This window comes from Nocardia sp. NPDC004068 (assembly GCF_042874315.1).
Lineage (GTDB): Bacteria > Actinomycetota > Actinomycetes > Mycobacteriales > Mycobacteriaceae > Nocardia.
The window spans coordinates 20,698-34,115 of sequence record NZ_JBIAMW010000012.1 but is presented as its reverse complement, the minus strand read 5'-3'; the positions used below and the strand labels follow the sequence as shown (position 1 = coordinate 34,115).

21 protein-coding genes are annotated in these 13,418 nt (G+C 66.8%); 15 read left to right on the top strand and 6 right to left on the bottom strand.

Going from position 1 to position 13,418, the window contains the following annotated elements; genetic code table 11:
- Positions 1-87: 87 nt before the first annotated feature.
- Positions 88-1,545: a metallophosphoesterase gene (locus ACFYTQ_RS27460; protein ID WP_387367016.1), complete on the top strand. Its 1,458-nt coding sequence runs from the start codon at positions 88-90 to the stop codon at positions 1,543-1,545.
- On the opposite strand, the gene ACFYTQ_RS27455 is transcribed toward ACFYTQ_RS27460, so the two are convergent.
- The gene (locus tag ACFYTQ_RS27455) at positions 1,542-2,609 is read right to left on the bottom strand and encodes an FAD-dependent monooxygenase (RefSeq protein ID WP_387367013.1); all 1,068 of its coding nucleotides are present in this window, start codon (positions 2,607-2,609) and stop codon (positions 1,542-1,544) included. The two genes, ACFYTQ_RS27460 and ACFYTQ_RS27455, sit on opposite strands and share 4 nt — an antisense overlap.
- 83 nt (positions 2,610-2,692) lie before the next feature.
- Between ACFYTQ_RS27455 and ACFYTQ_RS27450 the strand changes: the two genes are divergently transcribed.
- The 3 genes from ACFYTQ_RS27450 to ACFYTQ_RS27440 are packed head-to-tail and all read left to right on the top strand — an operon-like array spanning position 2,693 to position 4,259.
- The gene (locus ACFYTQ_RS27450) at positions 2,693-3,184 is read left to right on the top strand and encodes a TetR/AcrR family transcriptional regulator (RefSeq protein WP_387367010.1); all 492 of its coding nucleotides are present in this window, start codon (positions 2,693-2,695) and stop codon (positions 3,182-3,184) included.
- A 38-nt stretch (positions 3,185-3,222) separates the two neighbouring features.
- A complete protein-coding gene (locus tag ACFYTQ_RS27445; protein ID WP_387367007.1) occupies positions 3,223-3,489 on the top strand; it encodes a hypothetical protein in 267 nt (88 codons plus the stop codon).
- Entirely contained in the window at positions 3,486-4,259 is a 774-nt protein-coding gene (locus tag ACFYTQ_RS27440; protein ID WP_387367004.1) for an SDR family oxidoreductase, read from the top strand. The genes ACFYTQ_RS27445 and ACFYTQ_RS27440 overlap by 4 nt, the downstream gene beginning before the upstream one ends.
- Positions 4,260-4,272: 13 nt before the next feature.
- Here ACFYTQ_RS27440 and ACFYTQ_RS27435 read toward each other — a convergent pair whose 3' ends face one another.
- On the bottom strand, positions 4,273-4,902 hold the full coding sequence (locus ACFYTQ_RS27435; protein WP_387367001.1) for a TetR/AcrR family transcriptional regulator: 630 nt from the start codon (positions 4,900-4,902) through the stop codon (positions 4,273-4,275).
- Positions 4,903-4,987: 85 nt separating this feature from the next.
- On the opposite strand from ACFYTQ_RS27435, the gene ACFYTQ_RS27430 reads away from it, so the two are divergent.
- Positions 4,988-5,980, top strand: coding sequence for an NAD-dependent epimerase/dehydratase family protein (locus ACFYTQ_RS27430; protein WP_387366998.1), 993 nt, complete (start codon positions 4,988-4,990; stop codon positions 5,978-5,980).
- Between the two features lie 20 nt (positions 5,981-6,000).
- Here ACFYTQ_RS27430 and ACFYTQ_RS27425 read toward each other — a convergent pair whose 3' ends face one another.
- Entirely contained in the window at positions 6,001-6,645 is a 645-nt protein-coding gene (locus tag ACFYTQ_RS27425; RefSeq protein WP_387366995.1) for a class I SAM-dependent methyltransferase, read from the bottom strand.
- Positions 6,646-6,671: 26 nt separating this feature from the next.
- On the opposite strand from ACFYTQ_RS27425, the gene ACFYTQ_RS27420 reads away from it, so the two are divergent.
- Together ACFYTQ_RS27420 and ACFYTQ_RS27415 are read left to right on the top strand one after the other, a co-directional pair.
- Entirely contained in the window at positions 6,672-6,881 is a 210-nt protein-coding gene (locus ACFYTQ_RS27420) for a hypothetical protein (RefSeq protein WP_387366992.1), read from the top strand.
- Positions 6,865-7,095 carry a hypothetical protein gene (locus tag ACFYTQ_RS27415; protein ID WP_387366989.1) on the top strand — a complete coding sequence of 77 codons (231 nt, stop codon included), beginning with the start codon at positions 6,865-6,867 and terminating at the stop codon, positions 7,093-7,095. The genes ACFYTQ_RS27420 and ACFYTQ_RS27415 overlap by 17 nt, the downstream gene beginning before the upstream one ends.
- 6 nt (positions 7,096-7,101) lie before the next feature.
- On the opposite strand, the gene ACFYTQ_RS27410 is transcribed toward ACFYTQ_RS27415, so the two are convergent.
- Positions 7,102-7,557 (bottom strand): Lrp/AsnC family transcriptional regulator, encoded by a 456-nt coding sequence (locus ACFYTQ_RS27410; protein WP_387366986.1) that lies wholly within the window; start codon positions 7,555-7,557, stop codon positions 7,102-7,104.
- A 111-nt stretch (positions 7,558-7,668) separates the two neighbouring features.
- On the opposite strand from ACFYTQ_RS27410, the gene ACFYTQ_RS27405 reads away from it, so the two are divergent.
- Entirely contained in the window at positions 7,669-8,145 is a 477-nt protein-coding gene (locus tag ACFYTQ_RS27405; RefSeq protein ID WP_387366983.1) for a DUF2000 domain-containing protein, read from the top strand.
- 8 nt (positions 8,146-8,153) lie between these two features.
- On the opposite strand, the gene ACFYTQ_RS27400 is transcribed toward ACFYTQ_RS27405, so the two are convergent.
- Positions 8,154-8,600 (bottom strand): pyridoxamine 5'-phosphate oxidase family protein, encoded by a 447-nt coding sequence (locus tag ACFYTQ_RS27400; protein ID WP_387366980.1) that lies wholly within the window; start codon positions 8,598-8,600, stop codon positions 8,154-8,156.
- 65 nt (positions 8,601-8,665) lie between these two features.
- Between ACFYTQ_RS27400 and ACFYTQ_RS27395 the strand changes: the two genes are divergently transcribed.
- The 7 genes from ACFYTQ_RS27395 to ACFYTQ_RS27365 all read left to right on the top strand — a co-directional run bounded on the left by ACFYTQ_RS27395 (position 8,666) and on the right by ACFYTQ_RS27365 (position 12,988).
- Positions 8,666-8,995, top strand: coding sequence for a WXG100 family type VII secretion target (locus tag ACFYTQ_RS27395; RefSeq protein ID WP_387366977.1), 330 nt, complete (start codon positions 8,666-8,668; stop codon positions 8,993-8,995).
- Positions 8,992-9,297, top strand: coding sequence for a WXG100 family type VII secretion target (locus ACFYTQ_RS27390; protein ID WP_387366974.1), 306 nt, complete (start codon positions 8,992-8,994; stop codon positions 9,295-9,297). The genes ACFYTQ_RS27395 and ACFYTQ_RS27390 overlap by 4 nt, the downstream gene beginning before the upstream one ends.
- The gene (locus tag ACFYTQ_RS27385; protein WP_387366971.1) at positions 9,294-10,634 is read left to right on the top strand and encodes a hypothetical protein; all 1,341 of its coding nucleotides are present in this window, start codon (positions 9,294-9,296) and stop codon (positions 10,632-10,634) included. Before ACFYTQ_RS27390 ends, ACFYTQ_RS27385 begins: the two co-directional genes overlap by 4 nt.
- A 344-nt stretch (positions 10,635-10,978) precedes the next feature.
- Positions 10,979-11,359, top strand: a complete 381-nt coding sequence (locus ACFYTQ_RS27380; RefSeq protein WP_387366968.1) for a contact-dependent growth inhibition system immunity protein — start codon at positions 10,979-10,981, stop codon at positions 11,357-11,359.
- Positions 11,360-11,474: 115 nt separating this feature from the next.
- Positions 11,475-11,801 carry a hypothetical protein gene (locus ACFYTQ_RS27375; RefSeq protein WP_387366965.1) on the top strand — a complete coding sequence of 109 codons (327 nt, stop codon included), beginning with the start codon at positions 11,475-11,477 and terminating at the stop codon, positions 11,799-11,801.
- On the top strand, positions 11,788-12,228 hold the full coding sequence (locus ACFYTQ_RS27370) for a hypothetical protein (protein WP_387366962.1): 441 nt from the start codon (positions 11,788-11,790) through the stop codon (positions 12,226-12,228). Before ACFYTQ_RS27375 ends, ACFYTQ_RS27370 begins: the two co-directional genes overlap by 14 nt.
- A 253-nt stretch (positions 12,229-12,481) precedes the next feature.
- Positions 12,482-12,988, top strand: coding sequence for a pentapeptide repeat-containing protein (locus tag ACFYTQ_RS27365; RefSeq protein WP_387366959.1), 507 nt, complete (start codon positions 12,482-12,484; stop codon positions 12,986-12,988).
- A gap of 45 nt (positions 12,989-13,033) precedes the next feature.
- Here the strand turns inward: ACFYTQ_RS27365 and ACFYTQ_RS27360 are convergent, their stop codons facing one another.
- Complete coding sequence (locus tag ACFYTQ_RS27360) at positions 13,034-13,402, bottom strand: VOC family protein (protein WP_387366956.1); 369 nt, start codon at positions 13,400-13,402, stop codon at positions 13,034-13,036.
- Positions 13,403-13,418 lie beyond the last annotated feature (16 nt).

Genomic DNA, 13,418 nt, shown 5'->3' with positions numbered 1-13,418 from the left:
CGAATTCGGCGAACCGGCGGCCAACCGACCGGTCCAGCTCGAGCGCAGTTCACTGATCGGCACGCTTGTGCCAATAGCGTTTCGGTGGTGGGACACCAGGAGTTCTCCCGTCGGACCATGCTCACCGCGCTCGCCGCGGCCGCCGTCTTCCCCGCCGACGGCATCGCCACCGTTGCCTCCCAATCGCTTTCGCTGACCGCCCGCGATCTGGAGCTGATCTCGGTCACCGACACCTCGGTGGCGGTGGCCTGGTCCACTCTCGCGGCCGATCCGTTCGGGCTGTGGCGTCCGGTCGCGGCGGACACCGAACTCGCTTTGGGACCGTCGGATTCGGCGCGCCCGCTGCCCGTCGTGCACGCCGACGCCACCCCGACCGCCTTCCACTACGTGGAGGTGACCGGTCTCGAGCCCGGCAGGCGCTACCGGATCGAGGCGCGCTCCTGCGGCGAGCGGGCCACCGCGGGCCTGACGCCGCGCTTCTGGAACAGCGATCAACGCCACGAGTTCACCACGCTCACCCCGCCGCCCGGCCGGTTGCTGCGCACCCTCGCCCTCGCCAACGACGTGCACTACGGCGAGGAGGTCAGCGGCGAGATCCTGCCGGTGCTGCCGACCGGGGTGCGGCAGGAACGCGGACAGCCCGCCTATCCGGCGGCGATGCTCGACGCCCTGCTCACCGATGTGCGCGAACCGGATCGCGCCGTCGACCACCTCGTGCTCGCGGGCGACCTCACCAGCGCGGGCACCCCGCGCGAGTGCCGGGCGATCCGCGCGCGCCTCGACGCTTGGGGGACACTCGGGCGAGATGTGCTGGTGTGCAGGGGGAATCACGACCGCCCCCGGATCGGCCCGGAATGGCAGGCGGGTCCGCGGCTGCCCGGCACCGCCTATCACGACTGCTGGGGGCAGCGGTTCCTGCCGCGCCAGCGGCTGTCCACCTATCAGCTGGGCGGGCTGCGGATCGTCGGCCTGGACACCACCAATCTCGAGGGCGCGGGCGGCGGCATCGACGACGACCAGATGTCGCGGTTGCGCGCGGTGCTCCGCGACGAACCCGACCGTCCCACACTGGTTTTCGGTCATCACCCGGTGACCCGGCAGTCGGGGCTGACCAATCTCGGCGGTCCCGGTTTCGTGCTGAATCGGCACGACGCGGCGACCCTGCACAAGCTCTACGCGCGCACGCCCGGCGTGTTCCTGCATCACAGCGGCCACACTCATCGCAATCGACGCACCCGGCCCGATACCGACATTCCGGTGGAGTTCCTGGAGGTGGCCTCGGTCAAGGAGTATCCGGCCGGATACAGCCTGCTCCGCCTGTACGAGGGCGGGTACATGGTGACCTTCCGCACCAGCCGCGCCGCCGCGGCCCGGCGCTGGAGCGCCCGCACCCGAACCCAGATGTTCGGCCTGCAAGCCGGTTACAGCATGGGCTCGCTCGCCGACCGCAATCACGTGGTGCTGCTCGACCTGACCGGTGTCGAGCCGATCGCGCCGCCGCGCTCGGCCGCCATGGCCGGAATGCGCACTGCCGCACAGCGTTAGGGAGTCGGCTGGGTCGCGCCGCCGAACATGGCCGCGGCCTCGTAACCCTTGGCCTGGTTGTCCTCGACGTAGGGCCGCAACTCCGATTCGTATGCGGCGAAGGCCGTTTCGTGATCGCCCGCCGTCCGCAGCGCCCGCGCCAGGGTCGAGGCGCCGACGAGGGCCTGGCTGGTGCCCATGCCGCTGGTGGGCGCGGCGCAGTATCCGGCGTCACCGACGAGCGCGATCCGCCCCCGGGACCAGCGATCCAGCCGCACCTGGCAGGACGAGGCGAAGTAGAAGTCGTCGGCCTCGCTCATCGCGGTCAGCAGCCGGGGAATCTCCCAACCCTGTCCCGCGAACGCCGCCCGCACCGCCCGTTCCTGCTCCGCGCGGTCGCGCCGATCGAGCTCCGGCGACGCGGTGGCGAAGGACAGGCTCACCGTGAGCCGACCGGGATCGCCCGCGCTGAACAGATACACCGCCGAACCGTCGCCGGGCCGCAGCAGACCCTGGTGGTCGAGTCCGAGGTGATTGGTCGTGGTGAATCCGGCGCCCGACATTCCCAAGTGCCGCAACGGGTTCGGTTGGGGATCGAACGCCAGCCGTCGGACGGTGGAATGCACGCCGTCCGCGCCGAACACGAGGTCGAAATCCGCGGTGCCGCCGTGCTCGAACTCCACCGTCACCCCGTCGCCGTGGTCGCGCAGCGCGGTCATGGTGTCGCCGAAGACGTAACGCACATCGGCACAGGTGATTTCGTGCAGTATCCGGGTGAGCGCGGATTTGGGCACCTCCAGATCGCCCGCGAACGCCGCCGCGGGCAGTCGCCCGGCCGCGGTGCCGTCCGCGTTCACCAGCGTGGTGCCCCGCATCGCGGTGTCCGCCTCGCGGATTCGCTCCGCGATGCCCAGCTCGGCGAGCACGTCGAAGGCCGCGCCCCGGAAGTCCACCGCGTAGCCGCTGTCGCGGATCGTCGGGGCCCGCTCGACCACCGTCACGTCGTACCCGTCGCGGTGCAGAACGTGGGCGAGGGCGGGTCCGGCAACGCTCGCCCCCGAGATCAGAACCTTCGGCTTCGTCATGATCCGAACCGTATCGCAGCCTTATCCATCTGGTCAATCCATTCGGATAAACCGCTTGGTTAAGACTGCGGTATGCTCGCGACATGGGAAATCGGGAAGATCTGCTGGCCGGGGCGAAGCGGTGCCTCATCGAACGCGGCTGGGCGCGCACCACGGTCCGCGACATCGCCGCGGCCGCGGGGGTCAATCACGCCGCGATCGGCTACCACTTCGGTTCGCGCGACGCGCTGCTCACCCAGGCCCTCGTCGAGGCGGTCGACGAACTGGGCGAGGAGCTGGCCGACCGCGGCCTCGCCGACGACCCGACCCGGGGCTGGCAGGCCCTGATCGACACCTTCACCACGCATCGCGCCCTGTGGGTCGCCCAACTCGAGGCCGTCGTCCAGGCCGAACGCTCACCGGAGATCCGCGAACACCTCGCCCGCGGCCAGCGCGAGGCCCGCGCCGGACTCGGCGGCTCGATACCCCTGGCCCTGCTGACCGGACTGATGATGCAATGGCTGGTCGACCCCGGCCACGCCCCCTCCGGCGACGATGTCGTCACCGAACTGCGCGCCCTGACCGCGTCGCTCTGATCTCGCGCCCGCCGTTCTCGATCATTACTGTGGGGTCCGTGAGCGCAGTCGACGAGTTCCGCACCCGGGTCCGATCCGCCCACGAGGTGAATCCGCAACTTTCCTTCGGGGCGGAGCACGCCGTAACCCATTCCATCGCAACGCGATTGATGCGCGCGGCACCGGCGGATGGCTGGGTGGACGTGCGCGGCGTCCTCTGTCGCAGCGGCCGCAACCTGGCCTTCGTGACCGCCACCGCGACCCTCGAACACGACGAACCGACCGCGCACAGCCGGATCACCGAGTCGATCGGGACGGTCCGATGAGTCACGCCGGACGCCGCTACGTCGTCACCGGATCCGCCTCGGGCATCGGCGCCGCCACGGCCGCCATGCTGCGCGAGCGCGGCGCGCAGGTCATCGGGTGCGATCTCGACGACGCCGATATCCGCGCCGATCTGTCCACGCCCGAGGGCAGGCAGGTGCTCATCGATCGAGTGACCGGCCCGATCGATGGCGTCCTCGCCATCGCGGGCGGCGGCAGAACCCCTGCGCTGCAAACGAATTACTTCGGCACGGTCGCCACCCTGCGGGGCCTGCGTCCCCTGCTCGCCCGTGGCCCCGCGCCCCGGGCGGTGGCCGTCTCCTCGACCTCGTCGCTGGCCCCCGGCAACGACCGGGTGATCCAGGCATGTCTCGACGACGACGAACCGACCGCCGTCGACCTCCTCGCCGCCGACCCCGCCGGCGGCGGCCCGACCGGCGGCTACGGCGTCGCCAAACGCGCCCTCAACCGCTGGGTCCGCCGCGCGGCGCCCACTCCCGACTGGGCGGGCGCGGGCATAGCGCTCAATATCGTCGCCCCCGGCGTCGTCGACACCCCCGCCGCCGCGTGGATCTTCGCCGACGACGACACCCGCAAGGCCGTCGAAGCCGCCGCCCCCCAACCCTTCGGCGGATTCCCGGGCCGCCCCGAGTGGATCGCCGAACTCCTCTGCTGGCTCGCGAGCCCGGACAACCGATTCGTCACGGGGCAGGTCATTTTCGCGGACGGGGGAGGAGAGGCCGCCGCGCTGGGCGATCTGCACTGGCGGTAGTGACGCGACGCGCTCAGGTGGTCTCGGCCGACGACTCCATCAACCCCGCGAACAGATGTGTGATCCGATCGGCGAGGGTCTGCGCGTCGGTCCCGAGTTGCGTTGCGCGCTTGGTCAATTGGCCGTCCAGGGCGAGGGAGGCGACGCCGTGGGCGAGGCTCCAGAAGGCGACGGCCAGGGTGTCGGCCTGTGCGGCGGGCAGGGCACGAGAGGCGACGAGCTCCGCGATGGTGTCGGACAGGATGTCGTAGGCCGCGTCAGCGGCCTGCTGGGCGTCGGGATGCTTGTCGGGCTGAGACAGTTCGGGGCGGAACATGAGCCGGAAGTGCGCGGGCTGGTCCCAGGCGAAACGGATGTAGGCGTCGGCCATCGCGGTCAGGCGGGCGAGGGGCGTCGCGGCCTCGGCGCGGGCCGCGGCGAGGCGAGCGCCCAGCACCTCGAACCCCTGACCGGACAACGCGGCCAGCAGCGCGGACCGATCGGCGAAATGGTGATACGGCGCGCCCGGACTGACCCCGGCCTCGCGCGCCACCCGGCGCAGGCTCACCGCCGCCAGCCCCTCGGTCTCGATGAGCCGCAGCGCGACGCGCAGCAACTCCTCGCGCAGCGCGCCGTGGTGATAGCGATCCTTCGTCGACGGCATGTGCAGAGCGTACGGGGTTGACACCGGGGGAACTCCTGATCTATACAGTGATTACATTCTAAACACTGCTTAGATCGGAGTTGTCATGCCGGATCGTGTTCTGGTGACCGGTGTTTCGGGATTTCTGGCCGGGCACGTCGTCGCCGAGCTGCGGGACCACGGCTATCGGGTGCGCGGCACCGTCCGCCGGGTGACGCCGGAACTCGCGGCGCACCTGGGCGATGTCGAACTGGTGACCGCCGACCTCGCCGCCGACGACGGCTGGGCCGAGGCGGTCGCGGGCTGCCGCTTCGTCGTGCACACCGCCAGCCCGTTCCCCATGGCCGAGCCCGACCACGAGGACGAGCTGATCCGTCCCGCCGTCGACGGCACGCTGCGGGTGCTGCGGGCGGCGGCCGCGGCGGGCGTCGAGCGGGTGGTGCTGACCTCCTCCCTGGCCGCGATCGCGGTGGGCCACTCCGATCGGGAGTGCACCGAAGCGGATTGGTCGGACCTGTCGGCCTGCCGTGCCTACGACAAGAGCAAGACCCTCGCCGAGCGCGCGGCTTGGGAATTCGCCCGGAGCACACCGGGTTTCGAGCTGGCGGTGATCAATCCCGGCATGATCGTCGGCCCGGTGTTGCGGGCGGCGGTCGGCACGTCGGCCGGGGCGATCCGAGCGATCCTGGCCAAGGAGATGCCGGGCATACCGCCGATCAGCTTCGCCCCGGTCGACGTCCGCGACGCGGCGGCGGCGCACCGGCTGGCGATGGAGGTCCCCGAGGCGGCGGGCAATCGGTACATCTGTGCGGGACAACCGGTCTCGATGCCCGAGATGGCCCGAATGCTCGCCACCCGATACCGCGTGCCGACCCGTACCCTTCCCGCACCGTTGCTGCGGGTCGCCGGTCTCTTCGACGGCACGGCCCGCGCGGCGACCCGTTTCCTCGGCCGCACCGAGCGGGTGAGCGCGGCCAAGGCACGCGCGGAACTCGGCTGGAGTACGCGCCCGGTGGCGGAGAGCGTGCTCGATACGGCGGAGAGCCTCATCCGTTTCGGCCTGGTGGCCGATCCGGGCCGCCCGCGCTCGGCCGCGTGAATGTCGGCCCTCGAGGCCGCCTACGGCTTGTCGTACACCAACGAATACCGCCAGAACAATCGCCGCCGTATCCGCGCCCCCGGCAGCAACTCCGCCGCCCGGTCTCGGATCTCGGCGAGCGTTTCGCCGGGAGACGCTGTGGGAGCGGCCATTTCGATCGGCGGCGTATCCGTCCCCCGCGGCCGCGCCCGCCATCCGACGAACATATTGACCGGCACGGCCACCGCCCCCACCACCAGGTCCGCCGCGCTAGCCTCCCGATAACACCCGACGACCACCAGCCGCCCACCCGGATTCAGACATCCCCGCAGGGCCCGCAGGCTGGCATCCAAGGGCAAATGATGCAGACTGGCCACCAGAGTGATGGCATCCCATTGCCCCTCCACCGCGCCCGGTTCGAACCTCGCCCGCTCGATCACCACTGACGCATCCCCGGCGAACCGCCTCGCGGCGACCTCCGCCATGGCGGCATCGGCCTCCATCCCCGTCACCGACGCGACGCGCCCCCGCAGCCGCTCTATGAGATTCCCTGTCCCACAACCAATATCGAGAACACTCCGCGCCCGGGAAGCTATCACCTGCTCCACCACCCAGGCCCCGTAGAAGTCGTTGTGACTCCACGGGTGCCGCTGGTTGAATCGCTCGATAGAGGAGAGCAAGCCCATCCGGCCCAGGATAGCGAGGATCACCGATGGAACGAATCCCGTTCGACCTCACCGCCTACGAGCGCCGCGTGCGCTCCGGCCCCTGCTTCGTCTGCGCGATCGTCGCCGGTACCCACGATTCCGACCTCGAGCAGGTCATCGCGGAGGATGAGGAGAACATCGCCTTTCTGCGATCTGGATCCCCAGCAGTACCACCGCCTGACCGATTTGGTCTATCGAGTGGCCCGAGCCGTTGAGGCCGTCCTTCCCACCGAGCGCATGTACCTGCTGAGCCTCGGCAGCCAGCAGGGCAACTCCCACCTGCACTGGCATGTCGCCCCGCTGCCCCCGAACGTGCCGTATCGCGAGCAGCAGTTCCACGCCCTCATGTCCGAAAACGGCGTCATCCCATGGGAACTCGACGACGCCATCCGATTGGCCGATCGGCTCCGTGCCGCGCTGGCCGCCTGAGTGCGGTCAGGATGCGGGAGCGATGCGGGTGTTGCGGATGTGCTCGAAGACGATCGAGGTGCGGACGTCGGCGACCTCGGGGCGTTCGGTCAGGCGGTCGATGACGAAGGCGTAGAGGCTGGCGTTGTCCGGGACGGCGACGTGCAGGATGAAGTCCTCGGTGCCGGTGGTCACGTACAGGCCGATGACGTCCGGCAGCGTCGTGACCCAGTTGCGGAAGCCTTCGATACGCGGGCGCGACGGCGGCCGCACCCGCACGGCGATCAGCGCCTGCACCGGACGGCCGATCGCGGGCAGGTCCAGATCGAGAATCGCACCCCGGATGACGCCGCGTCCGCGCAGGGCCCGGGTGCGATCGAGCGCCGTCGTCGGCGAAACCCCCACGGCCGCGGCCACATCCCGATTGGTCTTCCGTGCATCCGACTGCAATTCGGCCAGAATCGCCTTATCAAGTTCGTCCATGCGCCCCGAATCCCTCTCTCTGCCGATACAAGTACGGATCTCCTGGAACATCATCGTACGAGTACCTAGCCTGTTCGTGAATCACGGAACGAATGAACAGGAGATGCGATCATGTCCGAATCCTCGCAGGCCATCGGCTTCGCCCCCGAGGAGATCGACCCGACCACCTCGACCCGGGCCGCCCGCCTGAAATGGGTCGTCGTGGTCGACGAGACCCTACCCGCGGGCCGCGCGGTGAACGCCGCCGTCTGCACCGCCGCCGCGACCACCGCGCGGGTGACCGGCCTGCTGGCCGAGGACGCGATCGACGCCGACGGCCAGCCCCACCCGGCGATCCCGTGGATCGGCTGCTCGATCCTCGCCGCGAACCCGGAAACACTGCGCCGGATCAGGGACAAGGCGGCCAGCTCGCCCGCCTGCTTCGTCGCGGACATGCCCACCATCGCCCAGCAGATCCGCGTCTACGCCGACTATCTCGAGTCGATGAAGGAGATTCGGGGCGAGGACATGGAGTACCTCGCGGTGAGCATCGTCGGCCCCCGCAACCGCGTGGACAAGATCGTGGGGCGGCTTCCGTTGCTGCCGTAGATGATTCGCTATTCGCGCTCCACACGACGCAAACCGGCTGCGGGAGTCCACCATTCGACCACGAGCAATGTCGCCGCCTCGTCGAGATGCGTCAGCACGACCTCCCCGATATCGGCCCGGAACGAATCACCGTCGGCCCCCTCCCCGACGAGCACGGCCCGCCCGGATACCTTGGCCTCCCCGGGCCACCGTGCCTCGTCCCCCTCCACGGGATCGACTGTCGCACTGTGCAATCCGAACCGCGGATCGCGCCGCAGATCGAAACCCTTGCGCGCCTTCGGCATCGACCCGAAGGTGAGTTCCCCGTCGACGAATGCGGCCTCGATCCCCGAGATCCGCGGCGACCCGTCGGCCCGCACGGTCGCGATCGTCTTGTGCCGGTGCGCGTCGAACAGCGTCCGCACGCGCCGAGCGAACTCGGGAACCGCGTGCTCCACGTCTTTCCAGGAAGTCATGGGGAGATGATGCCGCGCTCGCTCGGTCCTGGACACCCTCGGCACGCGGCCGTTATCGTCGGTTCATGACCGCAGGGGGGTCGCCGGAGCCCGGCAAGATCACCGTCGTACCCGACGACGTGCAGGACGTTGGCCAGTACGTCTACACCATCGCCGACACGATGAGACAGGCCCTCGACGCCGCCGCCCGCGAGGTCTCGACCCTGCTGGAATCGGACTGGACCGGCGACGCGGCCGACGAATTCCGCACCGGCTGGGACGAAACCCGTGACGGCGGAACGCAATTGATGCGGGCGCTGTCCGCGCTGGCCGAGAAGCTAGGCGTGACCGCCGAGAACTACCGCAAGTCGGACACCGACAGCGCGACCGCCCTCGGCAGCCTGGACATGTCGTGAACTCCGAATTCACCGTGAATCTCGAGCAACTCGACCGAATCGTGTCGAGATTGAGCGGGCTATCGGGTTTCGTGCGGGACCATCTCGACGAGCTGGACCGGCGGGTAGCCGCGCTGCACAGCGGCAGTTGGGAATCCGCCGCCGCGACGGCCTACGCCGAAGCGCACCGCGAATGGGTGTCCGCCGCAGGGGAATTCGCCGAAGGCGTAGCGGCAATGAGCGACGTCGCGGCTCGGGCGCACGGCCGCTACTCCCGTGCCGTCGAGGTGAATCGGCGGATGCTGCAATCGGGCCAGGCATGAGGGTCGACTGGCAGGTCTACTACGACGCGGCCAAGCGATGTCAGGATTTGGCCGAGGAACTGCGGCGCGCGGACAAGCCGGTGCATGACGCGGTCAAGGGTGAGTGTGCGGGGATGGCGGGGGATGCGCCGGGGTGTCGGGAGTGGGGGGTGGCGTATGACGACGCGGCGCGGAAGACGATGCAGGCGTGTTCGAGTCTGGCGAACGCGCTCACGAATTACGGGGCTGTGTTGTATGCGATGGGGTTTCATTATGGGGAGGCGAACAACAACAAACCTCCCGTGCCCAATGTCGCCCAGGTCGGCGAGTATCAGGTCGTCATTCCGACCTCCGTGCACGACAACGGGATCGGCTTCACGAACCATGGCGGTCTCAAGGAGTACATCGACCAGGTGATCGCCCGTGTCCTCGCCACATTCGGCAAGCTCCCGAACGGCGACAAGGACAAACTCGACAAGGCGCACAGGGTCTGGGACACCTTCGGCACTCACCCCACGATCACCGGCGCCGCCGCACAGATCACCACCATCTCCGCCCTGTTCGACGGCTTGGACGACCCCACGAACCGTCAACTCATCCAGGACCATTTCGCCACCCTGAAGACGAGCGCGGAAACAATTGCCACAGCCGGACAATCGATGGCCGCCCCGATCAAGAACTACCACGAGGCCACGGTCTCACTCGGCTCCGACACCTCCCGATCCATCAACAACCTCGAACTGACCCTCGGCGTAGCGGCGGTCCTCGGCGGCGCAATCGCGCTGTTCAGCCTGGGCACGTCGATCGCCCCGGCCGCAGCCGTTGTGGGGGAGGAGGTGGCGTCAACCGTCGCGGCGATTCAGACCGCTTATCAAGAGAGTCAGATGGTCCGGGTACTGGGCATGGCCGCCCTGGCGGCGACGGCTGTGGGGACGATTACCGCGTTCACCGGGGTGCCGTCGATCGATCTGGACAAGGTGGCCAAGGATCTCGCCGCGATCATCGCGATGAAGGCAGCCATTCACGGAGAGGGCGGTCAGGACGGCGCGGAGAAACATGAACTTCCCAACGTTCGTGATCCGAAAACCTTCGATCCGCAGTCGCTCACGGGTAAGAGTGCGGAGGAAATCGCCAACGGCATTCCTTCGGACTGGGAGGAAGCTCCGAGCAAGAGCGGGGGCGGAACCGTGTATCGAGACCCGAACAACTTCGGTCGGCAGATTCGCATCATGCCCGGCTACACCGAGGGTAACCGTCCGGACCCGCTCACCCACGGCCCGTATGCTGAGGTTTCGCAGAACGGGACGAATACGAAAGTCCCGTTGCAAGGCAACCCCACCCTGGGAGGACCGCGATGAGTCAAACAGCCGACGAGTGGTTGCTTCAAGAGGCGACGGACCACCTAGCCATGGATGCTGTGGGTGTCTATGAGCTTCTGTGGCTTGTCAGAGGTTCGAACTTCGACTTGGACGATGACCTCGCGAAAGCACTTGCGCGCCGAACGGTTCGGCGATTGCTCTCGCAAGGGAACGCGAAGCTGCTCTATCTGAGATGGCCGACCAATGAGGTCGTGGACGCAGATCCAGAAGGAGTCGACTTGGATTCGGATTCCGTTTTCGAGCCTGGTCCCGGCGGAGTTTACCTTGCGTTGGTTGAAGATTAGTCCTTGTCAGGATGAGAGCGAGGACATTCCAATCAGACCGTGGAGCAGATCGATGGCAAAATATGGCCGGAGTTGGCGGCCGACGCGACGCGCTTGATGAAGACGGTGCACAAGCTGCGGCGCAAGCCGATCGATCTTTTCAGCGCCGAGGATCTTCGAATATTGTTGGGGCAGAACGAAGTCACAGCCGTCCTGTTGCCGCTTGTACTCACTGTGCTTGAACGGAATCCTCTTGCCGAGGGTGATTACTACCCTGGGGATCTACTCACCACTACCGTCCGGATACCGGCCGAGGTGTGGAAGGCCGGTGCAAAAGCCCCGGTGCGGCTTCATGCAGAGATCGATTCGTTGTTGCGGCACAATGATTTGGAGATTTACTTCTCGAAAGACGACGAGATCTGGGCAACATCGAGAATCTGAAAGACGCGGGCGTATGTCGGATATTGATGCCTAAACGAAACGACGACTCACGACACCAGGGATTGGTATAATGGGCTATTATTAGTTGTTCTTAAAATCCGATAAGCCCGAAAGGTTGGTGGTCCAGGATTTGGAATCAGCTTCAAAGATTGATCTCGGCGCTGCCGATTCCATCGGTAAATGGCCGTCCTACGGCGGTCGTTCGGAGGCGTTTGTCATCGAGTTGGAGTTCGGTCACGATATCGAAGACGATAAGGGAATTCCTTTCGAATCTCATTCGATCGTGGTCACCGTTCGAGATCTGAACTCCGACGACGATCGCGGTCGGAAGACTGCAATAAGTATTCTTCGGCGTTTGCATGATTATCCCGATTATGACGCTCTGCTGGTACATGACCTCCAAGAACTGATTGTCGCAGAAGAAAATCATGACGCACATTGATGCTCGCGCGAAGCGATACTTTTCGGAAGACGAAATCGCGGAGATTCGCGCACATTCAATTTCCTTGGAGTCCGGGGACGTACGCGACGCGATTCGCTTGGCGGATTCGTGGGCAGCGCACGTCGAGAAGATTGATAGAGACAGGTCCCTGCCCTGGTCTGATAGGTCGGTGTGGAATGAGTACGATTTCTGTACGGCGTTGACGATCCGAGATTATGTGAAGAAGTCGGTCGATGGTCTGCCTCCAGTGCTGGCGGTGAAGATGGAAGATTATATTTCGGAAGCAGACGACCGCTTCACGTCGATCACTGTCGAAGATTCGGGGCGCCGAATTACGGCTGTCGCCAAGGTGGCTAGGAGCGAACGGGATTGGTGGTGGTTTCGAGTTCCCGACTCCGGGCCGGTACTAAAGGATTTGGCCCGCTGAGATCATTTCGAAGATGAATAGCATTCTTGAACCACTTGCCCGATGGGTCCACGAATCACGTTGGGCCGGGATACAAGGCGGCCTCTACCGCGGGAGGGCTGGTCGGGAGGCGACGTTTCGCCCATAAGCCCGACGTCTCTTCAGCGGCAAGAACGTCCCGGTCGCTCCCGACACGATGTCGCCGGGCCGCCGCATCCAGCTTCAGGAGCCGATCGCAAAGATCCACAACGGCAGGGAAAGTGATTCGGGGGCAATGACCACGACCTACGGCCGCACACGTTCCGCGCTCCGGCGTTGGCCCGCCAATGTACGTGCTCGAGCGGCCCTGGAGACCTATTTCGACAGCCTTCCCCCTGATCCCGCTGCCGAGCGGACCACCGCCTCCCTCTTGAATGGATGGGCGCTCGACTTCAGGGGCGCGGACCTGTCCGGCCTCGACCTGCTCGGCGCAGAACTCAGCGAAGCGAATTTGAGCGGAGTGCGGGTGGCGGCTGTCGACCTGTACACGGCCTGGTTGTCCGACGCTACTCTCGATGACGCTGATCTGACCGGGTCCGACCTGCGGAAGGTGCAAGGGCGAGGCTGCCGAGCTCCCCGAGCCGTGTTCCGTGACGCTGATATGCAGCGAGCGGAGTTCGACGCGTCGAACTTTCAGGAGGCGATTCGAACTACCACGTGGGTTGAAGTCAACGCGAAACACCTTGCGATCGCGGGTTCCGACGACCGCTTGCAGTGGGTGACGCGAGGTTTCTCCTCTTGATGTGGCCGTCGAACGAAACCTCGATGAGGGGCAAGAAGGTGTGGATCAAGCCCGGTCGTGCAGCGTGATCCGGTACCCATCCGGATCGGCGAAGGTGAATGTCCGCCCGAACGGGCCATCGATGGGCGCCGAGACGATGGTGTGGCCGTCGGCGGCGAGGGTGTCGTGGATGGCCTGGACGTTTGTGGCGTGGAGCCAGATGGCTGTGCCGATGCCGGGGTGGGCGGCGGAGGTGAGGTCGGTGCCGGGGACGGGCTCGCGGAGGGCGAAGGCGATCGGCTTCGTGTCGAAGACGACGGCGTGGGGTGGACCGGACTGGGAGCGGACGAGGCCGAGGTACTGCTCGTAGAAGGCTTGGGAGGCGGCGAGGTCGCTGGTCTGGAGGGAGATGAAGTCGGGGCCGGTGGCTGGCATGGGATGCTCCTTCGGT